The 23817-nt window shown below is 56.0% G+C and carries 20 protein-coding genes; 13 read left to right on the top strand and 7 right to left on the bottom strand.

Going from position 1 to position 23817, the window contains the following annotated elements; translation table 11 throughout:
• Positions 1 to 154: 154 nt before the first annotated feature.
• A complete protein-coding gene (gene panM, locus J5067_RS17575) occupies positions 155 to 556 on the bottom strand; it encodes an aspartate 1-decarboxylase autocleavage activator PanM (protein ID WP_264645165.1) in 402 nt (133 codons plus the stop codon).
• Between the two features lie 426 nt (positions 557 to 982).
• Here panM and J5067_RS17570 point away from each other — a divergent pair, with 426 nt between their 5' ends.
• The 6 genes from J5067_RS17570 (at position 983) to J5067_RS17545 (ending at position 7153) form a co-directional block, all read left to right on the top strand.
• Positions 983 to 2089: a branched-chain amino acid ABC transporter substrate-binding protein gene (locus J5067_RS17570; RefSeq protein WP_264645164.1), complete on the top strand. Its 1107-nt coding sequence runs from the start codon at positions 983 to 985 to the stop codon at positions 2087 to 2089.
• Between the two features lie 100 nt (positions 2090 to 2189).
• Positions 2190 to 3116 (top strand): high-affinity branched-chain amino acid ABC transporter permease LivH, encoded by a 927-nt coding sequence (gene livH, locus J5067_RS17565; protein ID WP_264626545.1) that lies wholly within the window; start codon positions 2190 to 2192, stop codon positions 3114 to 3116.
• The gene (locus J5067_RS17560; protein ID WP_264645163.1) at positions 3113 to 4393 is read left to right on the top strand and encodes a high-affinity branched-chain amino acid ABC transporter permease LivM; all 1281 of its coding nucleotides are present in this window, start codon (positions 3113 to 3115) and stop codon (positions 4391 to 4393) included. The genes livH and J5067_RS17560 overlap by 4 nt, the downstream gene beginning before the upstream one ends.
• Complete coding sequence (livG, locus tag J5067_RS17555) at positions 4390 to 5160, top strand: high-affinity branched-chain amino acid ABC transporter ATP-binding protein LivG (protein ID WP_264645162.1); 771 nt, start codon at positions 4390 to 4392, stop codon at positions 5158 to 5160. Before J5067_RS17560 ends, livG begins: the two co-directional genes overlap by 4 nt.
• A 5-nt stretch (positions 5161 to 5165) precedes the next feature.
• Entirely contained in the window at positions 5166 to 5867 is a 702-nt protein-coding gene (livF, locus tag J5067_RS17550; RefSeq protein WP_222159097.1) for a high-affinity branched-chain amino acid ABC transporter ATP-binding protein LivF, read from the top strand.
• Positions 5868 to 5965: 98 nt separating this feature from the next.
• Positions 5966 to 7153 carry a PLP-dependent aminotransferase family protein gene (locus tag J5067_RS17545; RefSeq protein ID WP_264645310.1) on the top strand — a complete coding sequence of 396 codons (1188 nt, stop codon included), beginning with the start codon at positions 5966 to 5968 and terminating at the stop codon, positions 7151 to 7153.
• Positions 7154 to 7444: 291 nt separating this feature from the next.
• Here J5067_RS17545 and J5067_RS17540 read toward each other — a convergent pair whose 3' ends face one another.
• The 3 genes from J5067_RS17540 to J5067_RS17530 form a co-directional block, all read right to left on the bottom strand.
• Positions 7445 to 9097, bottom strand: a complete 1653-nt coding sequence (locus J5067_RS17540; protein WP_264651654.1) for a methyl-accepting chemotaxis protein — start codon at positions 9095 to 9097, stop codon at positions 7445 to 7447.
• Positions 9098 to 9610: 513 nt separating this feature from the next.
• Positions 9611 to 11281, bottom strand: coding sequence for a methyl-accepting chemotaxis protein (locus tag J5067_RS17535; RefSeq protein ID WP_264651653.1), 1671 nt, complete (start codon positions 11279 to 11281; stop codon positions 9611 to 9613).
• Between the two features lie 408 nt (positions 11282 to 11689).
• Entirely contained in the window at positions 11690 to 13312 is a 1623-nt protein-coding gene (locus J5067_RS17530) for a methyl-accepting chemotaxis protein (RefSeq protein WP_264651652.1), read from the bottom strand.
• Between the two features lie 302 nt (positions 13313 to 13614).
• Here J5067_RS17530 and ugpB point away from each other — a divergent pair, with 302 nt between their 5' ends.
• The 6 genes from ugpB (at position 13615) to J5067_RS17500 (ending at position 19926) form a co-directional block, all read left to right on the top strand.
• Positions 13615 to 14946, top strand: a complete 1332-nt coding sequence (gene ugpB / locus J5067_RS17525; RefSeq protein WP_264651651.1) for a sn-glycerol-3-phosphate ABC transporter substrate-binding protein UgpB — start codon at positions 13615 to 13617, stop codon at positions 14944 to 14946.
• A gap of 280 nt (positions 14947 to 15226) precedes the next feature.
• Positions 15227 to 16108, top strand: coding sequence for a sn-glycerol-3-phosphate ABC transporter permease UgpA (ugpA, locus tag J5067_RS17520; protein ID WP_264651650.1), 882 nt, complete (start codon positions 15227 to 15229; stop codon positions 16106 to 16108).
• 11 nt (positions 16109 to 16119) lie between these two features.
• Entirely contained in the window at positions 16120 to 16965 is an 846-nt protein-coding gene (ugpE, locus tag J5067_RS17515) for a sn-glycerol-3-phosphate ABC transporter permease UgpE (RefSeq protein WP_264645152.1), read from the top strand.
• 6 nt (positions 16966 to 16971) lie between these two features.
• Complete coding sequence (locus tag J5067_RS17510; RefSeq protein WP_264645151.1) at positions 16972 to 18045, top strand: sn-glycerol-3-phosphate import ATP-binding protein UgpC; 1074 nt, start codon at positions 16972 to 16974, stop codon at positions 18043 to 18045.
• Positions 18045 to 18794, top strand: coding sequence for a glycerophosphodiester phosphodiesterase (gene ugpQ / locus J5067_RS17505; RefSeq protein WP_264651649.1), 750 nt, complete (start codon positions 18045 to 18047; stop codon positions 18792 to 18794). The genes J5067_RS17510 and ugpQ overlap by 1 nt, the downstream gene beginning before the upstream one ends.
• A 175-nt stretch (positions 18795 to 18969) precedes the next feature.
• Complete coding sequence (locus J5067_RS17500) at positions 18970 to 19926, top strand: AEC family transporter (RefSeq protein ID WP_264645149.1); 957 nt, start codon at positions 18970 to 18972, stop codon at positions 19924 to 19926.
• A gap of 4 nt (positions 19927 to 19930) precedes the next feature.
• On the opposite strand, the gene J5067_RS17495 is transcribed toward J5067_RS17500, so the two are convergent.
• Entirely contained in the window at positions 19931 to 20206 is a 276-nt protein-coding gene (locus J5067_RS17495) for a DUF2756 domain-containing protein (protein ID WP_264645148.1), read from the bottom strand.
• Positions 20207 to 20340: 134 nt separating this feature from the next.
• On the opposite strand from J5067_RS17495, the gene J5067_RS17490 reads away from it, so the two are divergent.
• Positions 20341 to 20805 (top strand): tRNA (cytidine(34)-2'-O)-methyltransferase, encoded by a 465-nt coding sequence (locus J5067_RS17490; RefSeq protein WP_264645147.1) that lies wholly within the window; start codon positions 20341 to 20343, stop codon positions 20803 to 20805.
• 7 nt (positions 20806 to 20812) lie between these two features.
• On the opposite strand, the gene J5067_RS17485 is transcribed toward J5067_RS17490, so the two are convergent.
• Positions 20813 to 21556 (bottom strand): DUF3142 domain-containing protein, encoded by a 744-nt coding sequence (locus J5067_RS17485; RefSeq protein WP_264645146.1) that lies wholly within the window; start codon positions 21554 to 21556, stop codon positions 20813 to 20815.
• Complete coding sequence (locus tag J5067_RS17480) at positions 21526 to 23691, bottom strand: hypothetical protein (RefSeq protein ID WP_264651648.1); 2166 nt, start codon at positions 23689 to 23691, stop codon at positions 21526 to 21528. Before J5067_RS17480 ends, J5067_RS17485 begins: the two co-directional genes overlap by 31 nt.
• Positions 23692 to 23817: the final 126 nt, after the last annotated feature.

The raw sequence follows: 23817 nt of genomic DNA, 5'->3' as shown, positions 1-23817 counted from the left end.
TTCTTGATGGAAGAAGCGATTTTTAGAGAGGGTGAAATGAGCCTCTGGTGTTGATGGACAATGCCAATACGCGTGCGTTGTGCCATCGCGGCCCGCGTATTGGTTCGGCATGGCTCCGTTGCCGTATTGGGGAGAGGTTCCCCGTTGTTAGCGGTTAACTTCGCGTGTAGAGCCACCCTCCTGACACCGGAAAGAATCCACAGCTTTCCATAAAGCGATCCAGCACGGCTTCGTTGACGCCAGCGTGATCTGCGGCGGTCAGCCAAAATTCTTTCACGCCCGGTAACTGGCGCACTACCTCCTGAATCAGGTGCAAGCCGACACCACGGCGGCGCGTGGCTTCTCTGACCATCAGGTCATCGAGTTCCGCGTATTCGCCATCAATCTCCACCATCACCGCTGCCAGTAAGCGGTCATTGAAGCGGGATGCGAACAGGCGCTGGTGCAGGTTAAGACTCTGTTCCAGCAGGTCGAGATTCTGGTGAGGCCAAATCTTGGCGAGATCAATTCTATCCTGGTCGCTGAATAACGAGAGACATTCGACGGCGAGCTTCATTTCGATAACCCTCTCAATGCGTTTGCATAAAGCATAGCTGTAGCCTAAAGCATAATGTAGTAGTGATGTAGATAAACAGTTGTGTAAGTTTTTCTGTACGGTTAATAGGGAAAATGTTTTCCTCGCCGATGATTTTTCGAGTATTGAGTTGCCCATCGCTGCATAAAGCAGCATAACTAACTATGTATAAAATAAATAGTGGCTTATAAGGCTGGTATTTTATGCTGTTTACACCGCTTGTTTCTGATTGCGGGAGTTGATTTGCAGCATAAAATTCCTGTTTAATGACATGAAAAATAACGCCTTATTAGCGAAGTATAGCTAATAAAAAGCCTAACCTGTTCTTACTTATAAGAAAAAGATTGAGTATGGCGGGTTGATACAGGTTTGCAGGCGTACTCCATAACGACAGATAGGGTGAATCGAATGAAAGTAGCTAAAGGTAAAGTCGTACTGTTAGGGTGTATGGCAGCAGCGTTCGCACAGATGGCCCATGCAGAAGATATCAAGGTTGCCGTGGTCGGTGCCATGTCTGGCCCGGTTGCACAGTACGGTGACATGGAGTTTATCGGTGCGCGTCAGGCAATTGCTGACATCAACGCCAAAGGCGGCGTGAAGGGCAACAAGCTGGTTGCCGTCGAATATGACGATGCGTGTGACCCGAAACAGGCCGTTGCCGTTGCCAACAAAGTGATTAACGACGGCATCCGTTACGTGATTGGCCACCTGTGCTCCTCGTCTACCCAGCCTGCCTCCGATATCTATGAAGACGAAGGCGTGCTGATGATTACGCCGGCGGCGACGGCACCGGATCTGACCACCCGTGGTTACAAGCTGGTGCTGCGCACCACCGGTCTGGATTCCGATCAGGGTCCGACTGCCGCTAACTACATCGTCAATACCATCAAACCGCAGCGTATCGCCGTGGTGCACGACAAACAGCAGTACGGTGAAGGTCTGGCGCGTTCTGTTCAGGACAGCCTGAAAAAAGCGGGTGCCAACGTGGTGCTGTTTGAAGGCGTCACCGCCGGGGACAAAGATTTCTCCACGCTGGTCGCACGTTTGAAGAAAGAGAACGTGGATTTCGTTTACTTCGGCGGCTACTACCCGGAAATGGGCCAGATTCTGCGTCAGGCGCGTCAGGCGGGGTTGACCACCAAATTCATGGGACCGGAAGGGGTAGGTAACTCCTCGCTGTCCAACATCGCGGGCGCGGCGTCTGAAGGCATGCTGGTAACCCTGCCGAAACGTTATGACCAGGTTCCTGCCAACCAGCCGATCGTCGATGCGCTGAAAGCGAAAAAACTGGATCCGACCGGGCCGTTCGTCTGGACCACCTACGCCGCGTTGCAGTCTCTGACCACCGCGATGGAACGTAGCGGTGCGGAACCGGAAGCTATCGCAAAAGACCTGAAAGCCAACACCGTAGAGACGGTAATGGGCCCGTTGAGCTGGGATACAAAGGGTGACCTGAAAGGGTTTGAATTTGGCATCTTCGAGTGGCATGCAGACGGCACTTCTAGCGCAAAATAATCGCTGCCGCCCACTCAGTTCCTGAACACCGATGCCCCCACCGCCTTCAGGCCGTGGGGGCAAAATCTTAAGGTGTAAGGGTTAATTCTAAGGTAAAGGTATGTCCGAGCAGTTCCTCTATTTCCTTCAGCAAATGTTCAACGGCGTGACGTTGGGCAGCACCTATGCGCTGATTGCCATTGGCTACACCATGGTTTACGGCATTATCGGCATGATCAACTTCGCCCACGGCGAGGTCTACATGATCGGTAGCTATGTCTCTTTTATCGTTATTGCTGCACTGATGATGATGGGTATCGACGTCAGCTGGGTGCTGATCGGTGCCGGATTTATCGCGGCCATTGTGATCGCCAGTGCTTACGGCTGGAGCATCGAACGGGTAGCCTATAAACCGGTGCGCAACTCCAAACGCCTGATTGCGCTGATTTCCGCCATCGGGATGTCGATCTTTTTACAAAACTACGTCAGCCTGACGCAAGGTTCGCGCGATGTGGCGCTGCCGACGCTGGTGCATGGTCAACTGGTTGTCGGAGAAAGCAACGGCTTTGCCGCCACCATTACCACCATGCAGGTGACCATCTGGGTAGTCACCTTCATCACCATGCTGGCGTTAACCACCTTTATTCGCTATTCCCGCATGGGGCGCGCCTGCCGTGCCTGCGCGGAAGATCTGAAAATGGCCAGCCTGCTGGGCATCAGCACTGACCGCGTGATCTCGCTGACCTTTGTGATCGGCGCGGCGATGGCGGCGGTCGCTGGCGTATTGCTGGGCCAGTTCTACGGCGTGATCAACCCCTATATCGGTTTTATGGCGGGCATGAAAGCCTTTACCGCCGCAGTGTTAGGCGGGATCGGCAGCATTCCGGGTGCCATGATTGGCGGCCTGGTGCTGGGGGTGGCGGAAGCGCTGACCAGTGCCTACCTGAGTACGGAGTACAAAGACGTGGTCTCTTTCGCGTTGCTGATTGTGGTACTGCTGGTGATGCCAACCGGTATTCTGGGCCGCCCGGAGGTTGAGAAAGTATGAAACAGCTCAACCTGTTAAATGCGGTGATATCGGCGTTCACGCTGCTGGTGCTGGCGGCGTTCCTGATGGGAATGCAACTGGGCTTGGATGGCACCAGGTTGGTGGTGCGCGGGGCGGATGCTGTGCGCTGGAACCTGATCGGCGTTGGCTGCGTGGTGGTGTTCTTCTTCCAACTGCTGCGTCCTTTCTTCCAAAGTGGAATGCGCAAACTGTCTGGCGGTGGCTCCTCACTGGTGCTCCCGAGCTTTGACGGCAGTACGCCGCGTCAGAAAGTGCTGGCGGCGGTGCTGATTATCATTGCGGTGGTCTGGCCGTTTTTGGTGTCGCGCGGTTCGGTGGATATTGCCACGCTGACGCTGATCTACGTCATGCTGGGCTTGGGCCTGAACGTCGTGGTCGGTCTCTCAGGCCTTTTGGTGCTGGGCTACGGCGGTTTCTACGCCATTGGCGCTTATACTTACGCCTTGCTGAACCACTACTACGGGCTGGGTTTCTGGCAGAGCCTGCCGCTGGCGGGGATTGTGGCCGGATTGTCCGGTTTCCTGCTCGGTTTCCCGGTATTGCGCCTGCGCGGAGACTATCTGGCGATTGTGACGCTCGGTTTCGGTGAAATTGTGCGTATCCTGCTGCTCAACAACACTGAGTTCACCGGTGGCCCGAACGGCATCAGCCAGATTCCCAAACCCACTTTCTTTGGGCTGGAGTTCAGCCGCCGCGTCAGCGAAGGCGGTTGGGGCACCTTCCACGAAACGTTTGGCCTGAAGTATGACCCCAGCGATCGCATCATTTTCCTCTATCTGGTGGCGCTGCTGCTGGTTATCGCCACCCTGTTTGTCATCAACCGCTTACTGCGTATGCCGCTGGGACGCGCCTGGGAAGCGCTGCGTGACGATGAGATTGCCTGTCGTTCGTTAGGATTGAGCCCAACCCGTATCAAACTGACGGCGTTTACCATCAGTGCGGCGTTTGCCGGTTTTGCCGGCACGCTGTTTGCCGCGCGTCAGGGGTTTGTCAGTCCGGAATCCTTTACCTTTGCTGAATCCGCGTTCGTGCTCGCCATTGTGGTGCTGGGCGGTATGGGCTCTCAGTTCGCAGTGATCCTCGCGGCTATCCTGCTGGTGGTATCGCGTGAGTTGATGCGCGATCTGAACGAGTACAGCATGCTGCTGCTGGGTGCTTTGATGGTGCTGATGATGATTTGGCGTCCGCAAGGGCTGTTGCCGATGAAGCGCCCGGAGATGAAGCTGAAGGTTGAGAAGAAGGAAGAACAGGCATGAGTACCCAACCCTTATTGTCGGTTCGTGGCCTGACCATGCGCTTTGGCGGCCTGCTGGCGGTCAACAATGTAGAACTGGACCTGAATCAGGGCGAAATCGTTTCTCTGATTGGGCCGAACGGCGCAGGTAAAACCACGGTATTTAACTGTCTGACCGGTTTTTATCGTCCGACTGGCGGCACCATTATGCTGCGCGATCGCCATCTGGAAGGGCTGCCGGGACAGCAGATTGCCCGCATGGGCGTGGTGCGTACCTTCCAGCATGTGCGTCTGTTCCGCGAAATGACGGTGATTGAAAACCTGCTGGTGGCACAACATCAACACCTGAAAAGCGGCGTGTTTGCCGGTCTGCTGAAAACGCCGGGTTTCCGTCGCGCGGAAGCCGAAGCGCAGGAACTGGGTGCCATGTGGCTGGAGCGCGTTGGTCTGCTTGATTTGGCAAACCGTCAGGCGGGTAATCTGGCTTACGGTCAGCAGCGCCGTCTTGAGATTGTACGCTGCATGATGACGCGCCCGGACGTGTTGATGCTGGATGAACCCGCCGCCGGGCTGAACCCGAAAGAGACCGAAGAGCTGGATCACCTGATTGCTGAACTGCGCGATCGTCACCAGGTGTCGGTGCTGCTGATCGAGCACGATATGAAGCTGGTGATGGGCATTTCCGACCGCATCTACGTGGTGAATCAGGGAACGCCGCTGGCGCAGGGAACACCGGTTGAAATTCGCAATAACCCGGACGTGATCCGCGCGTATCTCGGGGAAGGATAAGCACTATGTTGTCATTTAATCAGGTTTCGGCGCACTACGGAAAAATCCAGGCGCTGCATGACGTCAGTCTGCACATCGAACAGGGTGAAATCGTGACGCTGATTGGGGCCAACGGCGCGGGAAAAACCACGCTGCTCGGCACCCTGTGCGGCGATCCGCGCGCGACGGCGGGCTCCATCATTTATGATGGAAAAGACATCACCCAGTGGCAGACGGCGCAGATTATGCGTGAAGCCATCGCCATTGTGCCAGAAGGCCGCCGCGTGTTTTCGCGCATGACAGTGGAAGAGAATCTGGCAATGGGCGGCTTCTTTGCCGACAAGGAGCAGTATCAGTCGCGCATTGCGCGGGTATACGATCTGTTCCCGCGTTTGTATGAGCGCCGTGCGCAGCGCTCCGGCACCATGTCCGGCGGTGAGCAGCAGATGCTGGCTATCGGACGCGCCTTGATGAGCCAACCGCGTTTGCTACTGCTGGATGAGCCCTCTCTGGGGCTGGCACCGATTATTATTTTGCAGATTTTTGATACTATCGCTCAACTGCGCGAAGAAGGGATGACCATCTTCCTGGTCGAGCAGAATGCGAATCAGGCGCTGAAATTGGCGGATCGTGGTTATGTGCTGGAGAATGGTCGGGTAGTATTGGAAGATACCGGTGCCGCCTTGCTGGCAAATGAGGCTGTGCGTTCTGCCTATCTCGGTGGATAACCCTGTCTGAACGGCCATTATTGCGCGACAATCGTAGTGTCTGGGTGGGCCAGCGTTGTCTGGCCCATCGTGTTATCTGATGAATCAAGAGAATGAAAATGGCAACGGAAGGATTACTGTCTCAGCGTATGGCGAGGCTGAAAAGCTCGGCGATTCGGGAATTGTTGAAACACAGCAAGATGGATCATGTGATTTCTCTGGCTGGGGGAATTCCTTCAGATGCCTTGTTCGATTTTGAAGGATTAAACCAGGCGACCCAGCGTGCGATTACCGAGCAGCCGAAAAACGCGTTTCAATACGGTTTGACGGAAGGCAGTGATACGCTGCGTGTGCGTATCGCCGAACTGTGCGCCCTGCGCGGTGTGAAAACTCACGCCGACGACATGGTGGTCACGGCAGGCTCACAGCAGGCGCTGGATCTGGTAATGCGTTCGCTGATTGACCCGAATGATGTGGTGGTGGTGGAACGCCCGACCTATCTGGCGGCACTGCAAACGCTGGAGCTGGCGGAAGCGCGCGTGATGTCGGTTGCATCCGACAAAGACGGCATGGTGGTGGACGAACTGGAAACCCTGCTGCACACCCAGCGCATCAAAGCGGTGTATCTGGTACCAAACTTTGGTAACCCGAGCGGCGTGGTGCTGAACGAAGCGCGTCGTCGCCAGTTGATTACGCTGGCCGATCGCTATGGCTTTGTGATCATTGAAGATGACCCCTACGGTGAGCTGCGTTTCACCGACGAGCGTAACCCGACGCTGTTCCAACTGGGACAAGAGATGCTGGGTCACAACGATGCGGTGATCTACACCTCCACCTTCTCGAAGATTTTGGCACCGGGCCTGCGCCTCGGCTGGGCGATCCTGCCGCAGTGGCTGCTGCATAAAGTGGCGACCATCAAGCAGGCAGCGGATTTGCACGCCAGTTCGTTGTCGCAAACCATCGCCGAGTACTATCTGGCGTCGGGGCGTTTGCCGACCCAAATCGACAAGATCCGCGAAGCCTACAAGCACAAGGGTGAACTGCTGGGATCGCTGATTGAACAAGAGCTGGGTGATGTGATCACCTTCAACCAGCCCAAAGGTGGCATGTTCCTGTGGGCGCGCTTCCGCGAGCCGTTCAACACCACGCAGTGGCTGGAGAAAACGCTGGAACAGGGCGTGGTGTTCGTACCGGGTGAGTTCTTCTTCCCGGAACGTCCTGATTACGCCACGCTGCGTTTCTCGTTTGCCACCGCAACGGATGAGCAGATGCACGAGGCGGTTGCTCGCCTGAAACGCGCGCTCTAAGTTGAGTGGTTGAGATTGCTGATAAAGCCACTTTACTTCTCGTCATCCTCGGCGCAAGCCGGGGATCTCTGCCAGGATAAATGCGTTTCTTCGGCAAGAGATTCCCGCCTGCGCGGGAATGATGGCGGTGGGAGTCCACTGTTCTAGGCTGGTTTTTCAGCGGTTGCTTGCTACGCTACACCGCGCCTCAGCACAGTTGTCGAACCAGATACGGCAGTTCCTGACTGACCATCTCCAGTAGGGTGTCGCGCACCGCCGTTGTTTATGAAAGCCGGTGATGTGGTGGACACGCTAAAAGTGTGTCCAGTTCTCCCGGCTACCCTGCGGTAGCGGGAGTGCACGCCCTGAAGGGGGACTCTGCGGCATGGTGTGGGGCGCTAATGCCTTATCGCTTGAGGCAATGCGGAACATTTGCATCAGTGATACCAATTGGGCTGCCTGATCGTTCAGGCTTCCGGCCGCGCTGGCCGACTGTTCGACCAGCGCAGCGTTCTGCTGTGTCACGCGATCGAGCTGATTGATCGCGCTGTGAACTTGCTCAATGCCCGATTCCTGCTCCCGCGTGGTTCCCCCGATGGTGGCGATCAAATGGGCGACCTCACTTGCCTGCGCCACTAACGCTGCAATGGTGCTGCCCGTCTCTTCAACCAGCGTAGAGCCGGCATTGACAGTTTCTACGCTGTTATGGATCAGCGTTTTGATTTCTTTGGCGGCGGAAGCGGAGCGCTGCGCCAGCGAGCGAACCTCACCGGCAACCACGGCAAAGCCGCGACCTTGTTCGCCCGCACGGGCGGCCTCGACGGCGGCGTTCAACGCCAGAATGTTGGTTTGAAATGCAATGCCATCAATCACGCCGATAATATCGCTGATTTGGCCTGAACTGGTGGTAATGGCTTTCATGGTTGCCACGATCTGGTTAACGGCTTCTCCGCCTTTTTCCGCCGTGGCGCTGGCCTGGTTGGCGAGCTGTGCGGCACTGTGCACTGCATCGGCGTTTTGACGCACCGCCTGGCTTATCTCTTCCATCGCGGCGGCGGTTTGCTGCAAATTAGCCGCCTGTTCTTCCGTGCGCTGACTCAGATCGGTACTGCCGATGGCAATTTCGTTGGAGCCGGTGGCGATGGATTCGCTGCTTTGCCGTACCTGCTCCACCATGGCGCTCAGACTGTTGCGCATGGTGTTCATGGCGGCCAGCATGCTGCTGCTGTCGTTAGGGCGCAGGGCAATCGCTGCGGCTAAATCCCCTTGAGCGACTTGCTGGGTAATGAGGGTTGCATAGGCCGGCTCGCCACCCAGCTGTTTTCTCAAGGTATAAGCGATCAGAAACGCAATCAGCGCACCCAATCCCGTTGCCAGCAGCGCCAGAATCAACATCAGGTTTCCGCCATTATTAGCCTGCGCGATGGCTTGCTGGGCCAGCTTGATCGCCTGATTTTTTTGCAGATCAATCATATCATCCAGCGTTTTGAACACCGGTAACTGTGCGCGCCGCATCTCGTCCAGCTTCATTTTTTCTTCCGGGTTATCGCTGAGCTCCCGGGCTACCGCTTCTTTCACCGCATTCATATACGCGGGACGAATTTTGGCCAACTGCGCCAATAACGCCTTTCCAGCAGGGAGCGTGGAGTTGTCATTCAGCGTCTCCAGAAGCTCGGTATTGCGGGCAATCGTGGTATCAATCACCTGCTTCTCTTCCTGTTTACGTGCACGATCCTGATACAGCGCCATATTGCGCACTGAGCGGGCGACAGCATCGAATCCGGTTTTTAATTCCTGAGTGAGTAACAGATTATTGAGTGAACGGTTGGCGAGCAGTTCCATATCATTGCCCAGTGATATCAACTGAGAGCGACCAAGAATGGCCACGCACAGGCTGATGATAATCACTGACGCAAAGCCCGAGCCCAACATGGTGCTGACTTTCATCGTTTTAATAAATCGCATAAGTGTCCCTATTCCTTATATACCCGTCATACTTCAAGTTGCAGGTGCGTTGGCTGCGTCCGTTATTCGGCCCATCCCTGGGCCTCACCTCTTACGAGGCCGCCGCAAGCGGCGTTCAAATCTGCTCCCGGCAGATTTGTCACCCGAATCACTTACCTGAGTAAGCTCATCGGGATTCCTTCACTTGCCGCCTTCCTGCAACTCGAATTATTTAGGGTAAAGCGTCCTGATGTGTGGCTGCGTCCTTAACGCGCGTCTTGTGCATGATTATTAATGGATATGTGCTGAAAAGATAAGCGTGAGAAAAATCGGTAAATAATAGAATGGGGCATCAGCTTGGGTTAATGCTGAAAGATATTGTGCTGTATTAAGGAAAATATTTTCCCGTGTACGGGCTCACGGCCCATTTAATTTTGCTTAGTAAGCGACAATATAAATTATCAAAAAAACGTACTTTTCATTGGTGCGAAGCTCCCGCCATGACATACCGTGTCGGGAGCCACTGTGATTAGGTTAGAAACGTTCCCACTGTGCGCCCTGCGTTAGCCTGGGCGTCGGTGTTACGCGGGTTTTTATTGGTGCCTGCGGCGGTAACGATTGGCGTGGTACCTGATTGTCTGCGCGCAAGCGAAATACGCGCATCAAATCAACCAGGTTGGCCGACTGCTCGTTAAGGCTGTCGGCGGCGCTGGCTGATTCTTCCACCAACGCGGCGTTTTGCTGTGTCACCTGATCGAGCTGTGAAATCGCATCATGAATTTGTGCGATGCCCGATTCCTGTTCCTGCGTGGTAACGCCTATTTCGGCAATCAGATTGGCGACGTTGTGCGCCTGACGCACGGATGCCTCAATGGTTGCGCCCGCATGCTCAACCTGCTGCGAGCCGCTATCCACCTTCTCAACGCTGTCGTTAATCAGCGTTTTGATCTCTTTGGCCGCAGACGCTGAACGTTGCGCCAGTGAGCGAACTTCCCCGGCAACCACGGCGAAGCCGCGCCCTTGCTCACCGGCGCGCGCCGCTTCTACCGCAGCGTTCAGCGCCAGAATATTGGTCTGAAAGGCAATGCCATCAATGACACCGATAATATCGCCGATCTTGCTGGAACTGGCGGCGATATCCTTCATGGTAGACACAATATGGTTGACGGCTTCACCGCCCTGAGCGGCCGTAGTGCTGGCCTGATTGGCTAATTGCGTGGCGTTGCGAACGGTCTCGCCGTTTTGGCGTACCGTTTGACTAATCTGTTCCATGGCGGCGGCGGTTTGTTGCAAGCTGGCGGCCTGCTCTTCCGTGCGTTGGCTGAGATCGGCACTGCCTGCGGCAATCTGGCTGGAGCCTGTTGCGATGGCCTCACTGCTTTGACGCACCTGATCCACCATGTCGCTCAGGCTATTGCGCATCTCGTTCATCGAGGCCAGCATACTGCGGTCATCGTTGGCACGCAGCGTAATCTCCACTGCCAGATTGCCTTGGGCAACCTGCTGTGCAATGTGGGTCGCATAGGCAAGCTCACCGCCCAGTTGTTGGCGTAGCGTGCGGGTGACCAGAAAGGAGACCAATGCTCCCACCAGCGCCGCCACGATAGCCAGCGTCAGGATCAGATTTCCGCCGCGGTCGGCCTGCGCGATAGCGCTCTGGGTCGTTGCCAACGCCTGCGTTTTCTGCACCTCCACCATGCTGTCCAGCGCGGTAAATACCGGCTTTTGCGTAGGCACCATGCGATTGAGAATGGTGTCCCCGGCGCGTGCATGTTCAGCGGGATCGTCGGAGAGACCCAAGGCCAGTGCCTCGTTAACCGCCTGTATGTAGGCCGGGCGCGCTTGGTTAAGCTGTTCCATCGATTGTCGAGCCGCAGGCGTCGACAGGTTTTTATCCAACGTAGCTAAAACGGCGGTGTTGTGGGCGATCCGCTCATCAACAAGCTGTTTTTCCTCCAACCTTTTTTGCCGGTCCGGCTGTAGGGCGATGTTGCGCACAGTACGAGCGACACTGTCAAAGCTGCTTTTCACATCCTGAATCAGCAGCAGATTGGCCAGTGAGTCGCTGGAGAGCGTCTCCATATTATTTCCCAGGGATACCAGTTGTGACCGGCCTAAAATGGCGACCAACAGACCGATAATAATGACGCCGCTAAAGCCCGCGACTAATAGGGTGCCGATCTTCATGGTTTTTATAATGCGCATAACGCTCCTTAATTAAACAATTTCCTGTGGGATGCGAATTTCTGTAATGCCGTATTTACGCCATAGGGGGAGGGATGCTTTATGCAAATAGCGGCCGTGGGGCACGCTATTTTTTTGTTGGGCGAAATAACGCGCCATTATTAGGAATATTTAAGGAAAAATAAACGGCTAAAAAGAGGTAAGTGTGCAGATAAGGGGAATAATACTGACTGATAGGTTACCGATTTATTTTCTTTTTGTTTTGTGATTTTGTTATTGATGTAATCAAATACTCCTTTAATTTGACTTAAGAAAAAAGAATGACGCTTTCGCGCAAGGGGGATTCAGTATCACGTTGGCGGTATTTTTTCTCTGGTATGTCGCGGTGAGCGATGCCGCCGATGAGGGCGACATCGCAGCGTGGTGCGGTTATTTATATCCCAGCGCTATGGGGGTTGCTGAGGTACGTGGTGACGCGCGGTACTGGAATGCGCCACCCTCTACCTGAAAGGCGCTCATCAGTTCGACCAGATGGCGCGCCTGATCGTTCAGGCTCTCCGCCGCCCCGCTGGATTCCTCCACCAACGCCGCGTTTTGTTGCGTGACCTGATCCAGTTGGGTGATAGCATCATTGATCTGGTGGATGCCAGAACCCTGCTCCCGGGTGGTGACACCAATCTCATCAATCATATCGGCCACATGGCGCGACTGACGTACTAATTCATCGATGGTTGCTCCGGCATCGGTGACCAGCTTCGAGCCGGTTTCTACGCGGCTAACGCTGTCTTGAATCAGGGTTTTGATCTCTTTGGCCGCTGATGCCGAGCGCTGTGCCAGCGAGCGAACCTCGCCTGCCACCACGGCGAAGCCGCGGCCTTGCTCCCCGGCGCGCGCCGCTTCCACCGCGGCGTTCAGGGCCAGAATGTTGGTCTGGAAGGCAATCCCGTCGATCACGGTGATAATGTCGCTGATTTTGTGGGAACTGTCGCGAATGTCGGTCATGGTGCGCACGATATTGCCCACCGCCTCTCCACCTTTGGCGGCGGTGCTGCTGGCGGTGTTGGCAAGCTCGGTGGCGGAGCGTACCGTATCGGTGTTTTGCCGCAGCGTCTGGTTGATTTGCTCCATCGAGGCCGCCGTTTGTTGCAGGCTGGCAGCCTGCTCTTCGGTACGCTGGCTGAGATCGGTGCTGCCTGCGGCGATTTCACTGGCACCGGTCGAGATAGACTCGCTGCTTTCACGCACCTGAATCACCAGTTTGCTCAGGCTGTCGCGCATATGGTTCATGGCGGCCAGCAGGCTGCTGTTATCCGCGTCGGCGAGCGTTACCGGAACGGCCAGATTACCCTGCGCAATCTCTTGCACCACCTGCATGGCGTAGATCGGCTCGCCGCCCAGCAGCTTTTTAATATGGCGAGTGATAAACCAGGCGATAACGGCGGCTAACAGGGCGGAGAGTGCCGCGAGGATCAGCAGACTGTTACCATCCTCTTCCGCTTCAGCCACGGCGTTGGTCGCTATCTGGGCGGTGAGATCTTTTTGCAGTTGGATCATGGTGTTGAGGTTGCCAAACATGGCGGTTTGCACCGGTTCCAATTGGCCTTTAACCAGTATGGCCGCTTCCGCCTGACGGTCGGTCAGGGTCATACCAACGGCTTCACGCCCGAGTTTGGCAAAGGCAACACGGTTTTGTTGCAGTTCGCTCAGAATGGCGCGCACTTCTTTCGCGTGCAGATTGGCTTCCAGTTTTTCCACTAACTTGCCGTTTTGCGCGCTGGTTTTTTCGATCAATGCCTGGCTGTCGCTCAGCTCTTTTTTGTCTGTCATCAGCAGCATGCGCAGTGTGGCTTTAATGGTGACGTTCAGGTTGTCTTTCAGCTCCTGTAACACAAACAGGTTATTCAGATGCTGTTTGGCGAGGCCGTCGGTAGTTTGGCCCAAACCGGCGAGGTGCATGCGGCCAAAGCCCGCCACCAACACGCCGATAATGATCACGGCAGCAAATCCACTACCGAGTAATGTTCCCAACTTAATGTTGCGTATGCGCTGCATAGGTTCCCCATTTTTTTTCGAGTTTGTCGGTAAAGCAGGTTCGCTGTGTGTTTTCACGCGGTAATGAGTAAAAAAACAGATGATTACTTTGGTATCGGCACCCTGCCGGTAAACATTTATCCCGATTCGCGATATGAGCCACAAATCTTGTCGGTAATTCTGCTACGTGAGCGTGACGGTCAGGGTGTCATGCGGGTGTCATCGTTTGGTTATCTTGCTGTCATCCGTCCGTGCCATGTTACCCCTCGACCAAGATACGCACCCCTTTGCACAGGTGCTCACCTTTATGGCAGGAGACAGGCATGTTTAACGCGCTTAAGACACGGACGCTGCGTAATGCGGCGGTTCTGGTGGCGCTGACGTTGGCGTATCACGCTAACGCTCACGCGGTTACCGAGATCCCTTTCTGGCATTCGATGGAAGGCGAACTGGGAAAAACGGTGGATTCACTGGCGACGCGTTTTAACCAATCGCACCCCGATGTCAAAATTGTGCCGGTATACAAAGGCAACTATGAGCAGAGCCTGGCGGCGGGCATCGCGGCTTACCGCACCGGTAACGCGCCCGCCATCCTTCAGGTGTATGAAGTGGGCACCGCCACCATGATGGCGAGCAAGGCGATCAAACCGGTGTATCAGGTATTTAAAGATGCCGGAATCGACTTTGATGAGAGCGTGTTTGTGCCGACCGTCTCCGGTTACTACGCCGACGCGAAAACGGGACACCTGCTGTCACAGCCGTTCAACAGCTCAACGCCGGTGCTTTACTACAATAAAGACGCCTTCAAAAAAGCCGGGCTGGACCCGGAACAACCGCCGAAAACCTGGCAGCAAATGGCGGAGTACACGGCCAAGCTGCGCGCAGCGGGCATGAAGTGCGGCTACGCCAGCGGCTGGCAGGGCTGGATTCAGATTGAAAACTTCAGCGCCTGGCACGCGTTGCCGATCGCCAGCAAGAATAACGGCTTCGACGGCACGGATGCGGTGCTGGAATTCAACAAGCCGACGCAAATCAAGCATATCCAGCTGTTGCAGGACATGAACAAGAAAGGGGACTTCACCTACTACGGCCGTAAGGACGAGTCGACCGAGAAGTTCTATAACGGTGATTGCGCCATTACTACCGCATCGTCCGGTTCGTTGGCGAATATCCGCGCGCATGCCAAATTCAACTATGGCGTAGGAATGATGCCGTATGACGCTGAGGTGCCGAACGCGCCGCAGAACGCCATTATCGGCGGTGCCAGCCTGTGGGTGATGGGCGGCAAAGACGATGCCACTTACAAAGGCGTAGCGCAGTTTATGCAGTTCCTGGCGCAGCCGGAAATGGCCGCCGAATGGCACCAGAAGACCGGCTATCTGCCGATCACCACCGCCGCGTATGAGCTGACCAAACAGCAGGGTTTCTATGAGAAGAACCCCGGTGCGGACATTGCGACGCGTCAAATGCTGAACAAGCCGCCGTTGGCGTTCACCAAAGGGCTGCGCTTAGGCAATATGCCGCAGATCCGTACCATCGTGGATGAAGAGCTGGAAAGCGTCTGGACCGGTAAGAAAACGCCGCAGCAAGCCTTGGATACGGCGGTTGAGCGCGGCAACGTACTGTTGCGTCGCTTCGAGCAGTCCACCAAGTAAGGTTGCAGACACTTTCTCGTCGTCTCCAGACGGATGACAAAGTCCGTTGTTAGGTGAAGTACGGCGATGGGGTCGTAGCGGCGTAAGCCGCCGACAAATTTGCCTGGAGCAAATTTGAACAGCGTGTGCGCTGGCCCGTAGGGTGGGGTACATGGATGTACCCCATAATGGCCCCTCGTCGTGATTCGCCGGGAAACACGGACATGCAGAAAAGGGTTTGTCAGCAACCAAGGGCGACATCTGTCGCCCTGTTTTCCCCTTCTTTGATTGAGTATGTGGCATGACCTCATCCCGCCCTGTCTTTGGCCGTAGCTGGTTACCTTATGCGTTAGTGTTTCCCCAACTGGCTATCACGGTGATTTTCTTTATCTGGCCTGCCGGTCAGGCGCTGTTGTATTCCACGCAACGCCTTGATCCCTTTGGGCTCTCCAGCGAGTTTGTCGGCCTCGAAAACTTCCGCCACCTGATGAGCGACAGCTACTATCTGGACGCCTTCTATACCACCATGGTGTTCAGTTCTCTGGTAACGGTGTGCGGCATGAGCGTGTCGTTACTGCTGGCGGCGTTGGTGGACTATGTGCTGCGCTGTCGCCGCCTTTACCAAACCCTGTTTATTCTGCCTTACGCGGTGGCTCCGGTGGTGGCGGCCGCGCTGTGGATGTTTTTGTTCAGCCCCGGCGGATTAATCACCTATGGCTTAAGCCAGTGGGGTTATGACTGGAATCACGCCACTCACAGCGGCCAGGCGTTGTTTCTGGTGGTGCTGGCGTCCATCTGGAAGCAGATAAGCTATAACTTTCTGTTTTTCCTGGCGGCGTTGCAGTCCATCCCGCGCTCTCTGGTGGAAGCGGCGGCCATTGATGGCGCAGGCCCGGTGCGCCGTTTCTTCAATCTGGTGCTACCGCTGATCTCGCCCGTCAGCTTCTTTCTGCTGGTGGTCAATCTGGTTTATGCCTTTTTCGACACCTTTCCGATTATCGATGCCGCCACGGCGGGTGGGCCGATGCAGGCTACAACCACCCTGATTTTCAAAATCTACCGTGAAGGGTTTGCCGGTCTGGATCTCTCCAGCTCTGCGGCGCAGTCGGTGGTGTTGATGCTGCTGGTGGTCGGATTGACAGTCCTTCAGTTCCGCTTTGTGGAACGCAAGGTCAATTACTAAGGGGTGCACCGATGATTGAAAATCGTCGCGGGCTGGATATTTTCAGCCACTTGATGCTGGTAATCGGCGTACTTGCCATTCTGTTTCCGCTCTATGTCGCCGTGGTGGCGGCAACGCTGGACAATCAGGCGGTGTTTCAAACGCCGATGACGCTGATCCCCGGCACGCAGCTGTGGGACAATCTGGTGTATGTCTGGCACCACGGTGCCGGTTCGAACAATGCGCCGTTCGGCAAGATGCTGTTCAACAGCGCCGTGATGGCATTAGCCATCACCTTCGGCAAAATTACCGTCTCGATTCTCTCAGCTTACGCGATTGTCTACTTTCGTTTTCCGTGCCGCTCTCTGTTCTTCTGGATGATTTTTTTAACGCTGATGCTACCGGTGGAAGTGCGTATTTTCCCGACGGTGGAAGTGATCGCCCATTTGAACATGACGGACAGCATGACCGGTTTGACGCTGCCGCTGATGGCGTCGGCTACCGCCACCTTTCTGTTTCGGCAGTTTTTTATGACGCTGCCGGATGAGTTGATGGAGGCGGCGCGCATTGATGGTGCCAGCCCGATGCGTTTCTTTTTCGATATGGTGTTGCCGCTCTCGCGTACCAATCTGGCGGCGCTGTTTGTGATTACCTTTATTTACGGCTGGAACCAGTATCTCTGGCCGCTGCTGATCGTCAACGACGTTAACCTTGGCACCGCAGTGGCCGGGTTGAAAAGCATGATCGCCTCTGGCGATGTCGCCACCCAATGGAACCACGTGATGGCGGCGATGTTGATGACGTTGTTGCCGCCGCTGTTGGTGGTGCTGTTGATGCAGCGCTGGTTTGTGCGTGGTCTGGTGGATAGTGAGAAATAAGACGATATGGCAGGTTTAAAACTTCAGGCCGTCACCAAATCCTATGACGGTAAAACACAGGTGATTCAGCCCATCGATCTGGATGTGGCGGATGGTGAGTTTGTGGTGATGGTCGGGCCTTCTGGCTGCGGGAAATCAACCCTGCTGCGCATGGTGGCTGGATTGGAACGCACCACCAGCGGTGATATTTATATCGATGGCGAACGGGTGACCGAGCGGGAGCCGAAAGATCGCGGTATCGCCATGGTGTTCCAGAACTATGCGCTGTACCCGCACATGAGCGTCTATGACAACATGGCCTATGGGCTGAAAATCCGTGGCTTTGGTAAGTCGCAGATCCGCCAGCGTGTTGAAGATGCTGCGCGTATTCTCGAGCTTCTTCCGCTGTTGCAGCGTAAACCGCGCGAGCTCTCCGGCGGGCAGCGTCAGCGGGTCGCCATGGGCCGCGCTATCGTGCGTGAACCCGCGGTATTTTTGTTCGATGAACCGCTCTCCAACCTGGATGCTAAACTGCGTGTGCAGATGCGCCTTGAACTTCAGCAACTGCATCAGCGCCTGCGCACCACCAGCCTGTATGTCACGCACGATCAGGTGGAAGCCATGACGCTGGCAGAGCGCGTGATTGTGATGAACAAAGGGATTGCCGAGCAGATTGGGCCGCCGACGGAAATTTATCGCCGTCCGGCCTCGCTGTTCGTCGCCAGTTTCATCGGCTCTCCGGCCATGAACCTGTGGGCCGGGCGCATCAGCGATGACGGCACGCAGTTTATGTTCAGCGCGGAGTTTGTCCTACCGTTACCGGTGGCAAAACCCGAGTGGGGCGGGCGGGCATTGACGCTGGGCGTCAGACCGGAGCATATTCAGTTGACCACGCGTGAGGCGGGTGGCATACCGCTATTGCTGACCACCCTCGAGCTGCTGGGCGCGGATAACCTGGCGCACGGTGCATGGGGGGAACAGCGGGTGGTAGTGCGCCTTTCTCATGAACAGTGCCCGGCGCGCGGCGACACCTTGTGGCTGGCCCTGCCGCCGCAGGCGTGGCATTTCTTTGATACTGAAAGCGGATTGCGGGTGGAATAATGGAAAAACAGTGGCCTTATCCGGCGATTGTCGCCCATCGTGGCGGCGGTGCCTTGGCACCGGAGAACACGCTGGCCGCCATCGACGTGGGAGCGCATCACGGGCATAAAATGATCGAGTTTGATGCCAAGCTCTCTCAGGATGGCGAAATCTTTTTGCTGCATGATGATACGCTGGAAAGAACCACCAACGGCTGGGGCGTGGCGGGCGATTTGCCGTGGGATAAACTGGTCGGGCTGGATGCGGGTGGGTGGTACAACAAACAATTTGTTGGTGAGCGCTTACCTCTTTTGTCCGAAGTGGCGGCGCGTTGCAAGCAGTACGGTTTAGCGGCCAATATCGAGATCAAACCCACGACCGGGCAGGAAACCCTGACGGGGCGTATCGTCGCGCAGGCGGCGGCACAGTTGTGGCGCGACCATCCGATTGAGCCGCTGCTCTCCTCTTTCTCCGTTGAAGCACTGGCCGCCGCACAGCAGGCGGTGCCAGCGTTGCCGCGCGGGCTGTTGCTGGATGAGTGGGACGAAGATTGGCTGCGTCTGACGCGCGATCTCGGCTGTGTTTCCATTCATCTCAACCATGAACTGCTGGATGCACAACGGGTGGCGCTGCTGAAAGCGGCTGGGCTGCGCATTTTGGTCTATACCGTGAACGCACCGGCGCGCGCGCGCGATTTGCTGGCCTGGGGCGTTGACTGCATCTGTACAGACCGGATAGATTTAATCGGCGCGGAATTTGTCGCCGGCTAAATCCGCCCACATCCCCTGAGTGATGCTCAGGGGAGATAATAATTCGTCTAATAAGCCGGTTATAGCGCGCCTTTCCGTATGTGCGAGGTTGCCTGATGTGGCCGAACTTGTTAGTGGGCGCTTACATTAATCAGGCTATCTGGCGCTGCTGAGTGAGGCATTGAAGGATTACCCTATGCCCCCCTTTGTACTCTCCTTTTGGCACCAGGTGGTGATTTCACTACCGCTGTTTGTATTGATTATTCTTGGCTACAGCCTGATCCGGTTTGCCAAATGGCCCACTGCGTTCACCGATGGCGTCAGCCGCTTTGTCTTCTCGGTTGCCCTGCCTGCCATGCTGTTTCGCATGATGAGTGATTTCTCCAAACGTCCTCCGGTGGATGCCCGGTTGCTGATCGCGTTTTTCGGCAGTTGCCTGATCGTGTTCGTGATTGGCCGTATCGTTGCCCGCAAGGTGTTTGATCTGGACGGCGTCTCCGGCTCGGTCTTTGCGCTAAGCGGTATCTTTTCCAACAACGTCATGCTGGGGTTGCCGCTGGCCACCACCATTCTTGGCGAAGAAGCGGTGCCTTCCGTGGCGCTGGTGTTGGTGTTTAACGGCCTGATTTTGTGGACGCTGGTCACCGTGTCGGTGGAGTGGGCGCGCAACGGAGCGCTATCGCTGCAAGGATTTGGCAAAACGGCGGTCGGGGTGCTGAAAAATCCGCTGATTATCGGCATCTTATCCGGCACGCTGTTCAGCCTGACCGGATTCTCTCTGCCGGACTTTGTTGATCAGCCGGTAGGGATGCTGTCACAGGCGGCGGTGCCGCTCTCGTTGATTTCACTCGGCATGGGGTTGGCAGAATATCGGGTGCGCGATGGCTGGCAAATCAGCGCCGTGGTGTGTGTGCTCAAACTGCTGGTGCAGCCTTTGGTTATCTGGGGGCTGGCGGTGATGCTCGGACTGCCAGAGATGGAAACCCGCGTGGTGGTTCTGCTGGGTTCGATGGCGGTAGGCGTTAACCTCTACCTGATGTCGCGCCAGTTTAACGTGCTGGGCGGCCCGATTGCCGCCAGCCTGCTGTTATCAACGGCGCTGGCGGCGCTAACCACGCCGCTGATTCTGGCGCTGATGGGGGTGAGTCTGTAGCAGGTCAGTAGCGGGGCGGGTTTTGTTGCTGAGTCCGCTGCTGATTTTGCTGGAGCTGACGCCGCAACTCCTGCTGTTGCTGCTCGCTACGGCGCTGAATGTCCTGATTCAGCTGTTGTTGCTGCAACTGCTGGTTTTGCTGCATTTGCTGTTGCATGCGCTGCTGGCTGGGAATGCCATTTTCTTGCTGTTGTTGCTGGGTGGTGAGCCTTTGGGTATTGGCCTGCGTGCCAAGCGACACCAGGGCCAGACAAAATATCGGGATCAGATAACGGGTCATGATGCGTACCTCCTGTATACAGTGTACGCGTCTGGTAGAAAAACGTCGCGGCATGTTGTCTGAATTCCTGCCTAGGGCGCAGGGGTGGCTTGTTATATACTGGCGGCCTGAACCGCTTTTGTTGACCTATTCTCATGTTTCATATTGCGCTCTATGAGCCACAAATTGCCCCAAACACCGGTAATATCATCCGTCTGGTTGCCAATAATGGCTGCAAATTGCATCTGATTGAACCGATGGGCTTCGATCTGGATGAGAAAAAGGTGCGCCGCGCCGGGCTGGATTATCACGATCTGGCGAATGTCAGCCGCCATAAAAATTACCAGGATTTTCTGGCTGCGGTAGCCGGTCAGCGTATTTTTGCCTGCACCACCAAAGGCAGCCGTCCTTACGATCAACCCGCCTATCAGCCGGGCGATGTGCTGCTGTTCGGTTCGGAGACCGCGGGATTACCGGATGCGATTCGTGACGGTTTTACGCCGGAACAGCGTATTCGCATTCCCATGCAGTCGAACAATCGTAGCCTTAACCTCTCGAATGCGGTTGCCATCATCAGCTACGAAGCATGGCGGCAGAACGGGTTTGGCGGCGGCAGCTAACGGGTGTCTATTTACTGAACACGACCCTTTCTGGCGGCGGGTTGACGAGAAACACCACATTGCCACGGTAATACGGCGACGCGGCCAAACGGTGCTGCCAGCGTTCGTCCCATTGCCCGTGCTGTACCAGGCCGAGACGGAAGGGAATTTGCAGTTTCAGCAGCGCGGGTAGGTACTCCGCATAGCGTGTCACCGTCGATCGGCCCTGATAAGTCTGCACCACCAACTCATCAATAACGCCGCCTAGCCGGTTAAGCGTGCCGACGTCCCCGGTTTTGGCCCAGTCCAGCAGCCCGGTAACGCTGAGCTGTGTATCGGCGGGTAAGCGCTGGCGTAGGGTTTGCAGAAATTTCACGTAGCGAGCCAACTGATAGCTGCGGGCATCAAAATCGATCTGGATACCGTTCACCTGGTTACCCAATGCGCGCCAGCGCGCCTGCGCTTTCAGCATCCGGTTGAGGTGTTTATCCGAGAGATCCAACATGGTAATGCGGTAGGAGAGCCACAGGTTGTCCACCCGCAGCGCGCTGGCAGGCAGTCCCTGGCGCAAAAACACGGTTTTCCCGTGACGGCGGGCGATTTCCCCCTGATGCAGGTAGAGCGTGTGTGCCTGATGCAGCACTGGCTGCGGTTTGACGGCCGCCCATAACCAAAAATCCTGATAATGGGCGGCATTGACGCGTTCAGCATGGGCGACGTTCGTGAACAGAACGCAGGCGACTACCAATAGTATTTGAGCTGCGTGGCCCATTGGCTGCCTTTGAATTCGGTTTTCAACTGGGTAAACCAGGCTTTGCGCGTTGTTTTGCTGATCTCTTGCGTGCCGCAATCGTTCATGCCGCTGGGCGCATAGCAGTAGATAGCACGATAAAGCGCGTAGCTTTTGTCTTCCGGCGGTGCCTGCGGATCGGCAATCACTTTCAGGTAGGCATCCAGCCGGGAATAGGCTTTCCCGTTGAATTGACTGGGCGCGTTGGTCAAGGCTTCCAACTGATTGCTTTCACCCCAATCGAACCCGACTTCATTGCCGGTACGGAAAAAGAATTCCGCCAGACAGTTGGTGGCGTGGGCGTCATTAGGCCGTTTATTTAACGTAGACACCACCGTAGTCAGCGCCGGGCACTGATACCCCTCTTCGGTATCGCTGCCATCCCAGGTGAAGGCGGTGAGGTCTTCCATATTCCAACTGGCGTTTTCTGCGCTTTTCAACGGTGCAATGGTGCGCAACAGCTCGCTGTCTTTGAGGTAGGCGGCATAGTCACGGTGCACCAGCGATTGGGTCAGCAGCGTATGCAGTGCCACGGCGCGTTCTTCATGGGTTTGCTGCTCGCCGGTTTGCTGGCGCAGCAGGTCGGCATTGGCAGAGGTTTTCAGCACCGCAGAGCGGAAACGCAGATTGTTAACCGGGCTGTCAGACGCAAAAATAGCCTCAGGGTGACCTGCTTTGACCAGCGTTTCCGCCAGAGACAGTTGCAGATACTGCTGCTGCGTTTCGTTGGTTTTCAACGTTAACAGATGCCGCCAGTGCGTTTCCGCCGCTTGCCAGCCGTGTTCGGCCTCCAGCGCCAAACCGCGCAGTACCTGGAGGCTGAAATCGGTAGTGTCCGTCAGGTCGTTGCCCGTCTCTTCCGGAATCAACGCCAGCGTGGACACCGCATCTCGCTGTTGGTAATAGTGGAAAGCGGCGTGCAGATAGCGATACTGCTGCTGCATACCGGCATCGTCAAACATCGCCTGCTGGGCGATCAGCTCGGCTTCTGACAATGCGGGCCACTGCATCCAGCCTTTGTCGCTGCGCAGCCGTTTCAGATCTTGCACCAGCATCAGCAACGGCGCGTCTGGCGTCTGAATAAAGCTGCCGCTTTCCAGTAGCTTATTGTCGATTTCGTTATTGATCGTCTGCAACGCATCCAGATCTTTCTGCGCGGCAATCACGCGCTGATAACGGGCCGACAGGGCATTTTCATCGCCGATCACCCAGTAGGCGCGCCGATAAAGTCCACGGGCAGAATCGGCATAACGGCCCTTCGGATAGGCGTGCAGATAGGCATCAATACGTTCGACCGCGCGTCGTCCTTGTTCCTTGTCAGCCTTATCGACATTGAACATGTTGTATTCATCCAGCGCATTTTCCATCGCTTGATTCAGCGACACGCGAATCAACATGTAGCGCGCGGTTTCGGCCACCCACGGCTGGTTGGCCGTGGTTAGCGACTGAAAGCCGCTGTTGGCTTGTTCAAACAGGCCCTGATAGAAAGCCACCGCGTTGATCAAATACTGCTTGAGCTCTCCGACATGGCCGTCCGCAGGCAGCGTCGCGAGATCGCGGGTCATGGTGTCTAACGTGGTTGCGGAGGCGAGCATGTTGATGCGGGCCTGCGCCAACGGGATGCGCTGCGGTGCGGTGAGTTGGGTATCTGCCAGCAGCACATCGAAAAAGGCCTCTACCGCGCTGACATCGTTGGAAATATGGCGGCCCTCGTTTTCCTCCGGCGCCAGCGTATCCATCTGCGCTTGCACCTCGGGAGGAAGGCCTAACTGCTTGGCTTTGACCGTCAGCGGTGAGGGTTGATTCAGACTGTCCGCCGTGGTGTCGTCCTCGCTGGTCTCACTGGCGGTCAGCCCCATGACGCGATAGGCGGTAAAAGGGTTCACGCGGGTTCGTGTCTGATCGGGCAATGGCTGTGGCAGCGGAAGGGCCAAATGGTGGCGGCTGCTTTGCAGCAGGATCAGATTGACGCGGGTGTCGTTATTGGGCTCCAGATAAGGCAGCGCCGCAATGCCGCATTCGGCATCGGAGAATCCGCATACGTCATCACCTGAACTTAACGCCTGGCCGCTGAAAAGCAGTGCAAGTGCGCCAGCCAATAAGGAAACACCTTTCATTATCACTTCCTGTTTGACGGACAAGGAGCAAAGCGGTTGCACCACGCTTTGCTCAAACTGACTGCCCTGATGAATAGCCGGAAATACCGCTCACTCTACTGGAGGGGCAGCAAAACACAACAGGCA

Source organism: Candidatus Symbiopectobacterium sp. NZEC151 (assembly GCF_025962655.1).
GTDB lineage: Bacteria > Pseudomonadota > Gammaproteobacteria > Enterobacterales > Enterobacteriaceae > Symbiopectobacterium.
Note: the sequence above shows the minus strand (reverse complement) of the source record. Positions and strands in the feature narration are given on the sequence as shown.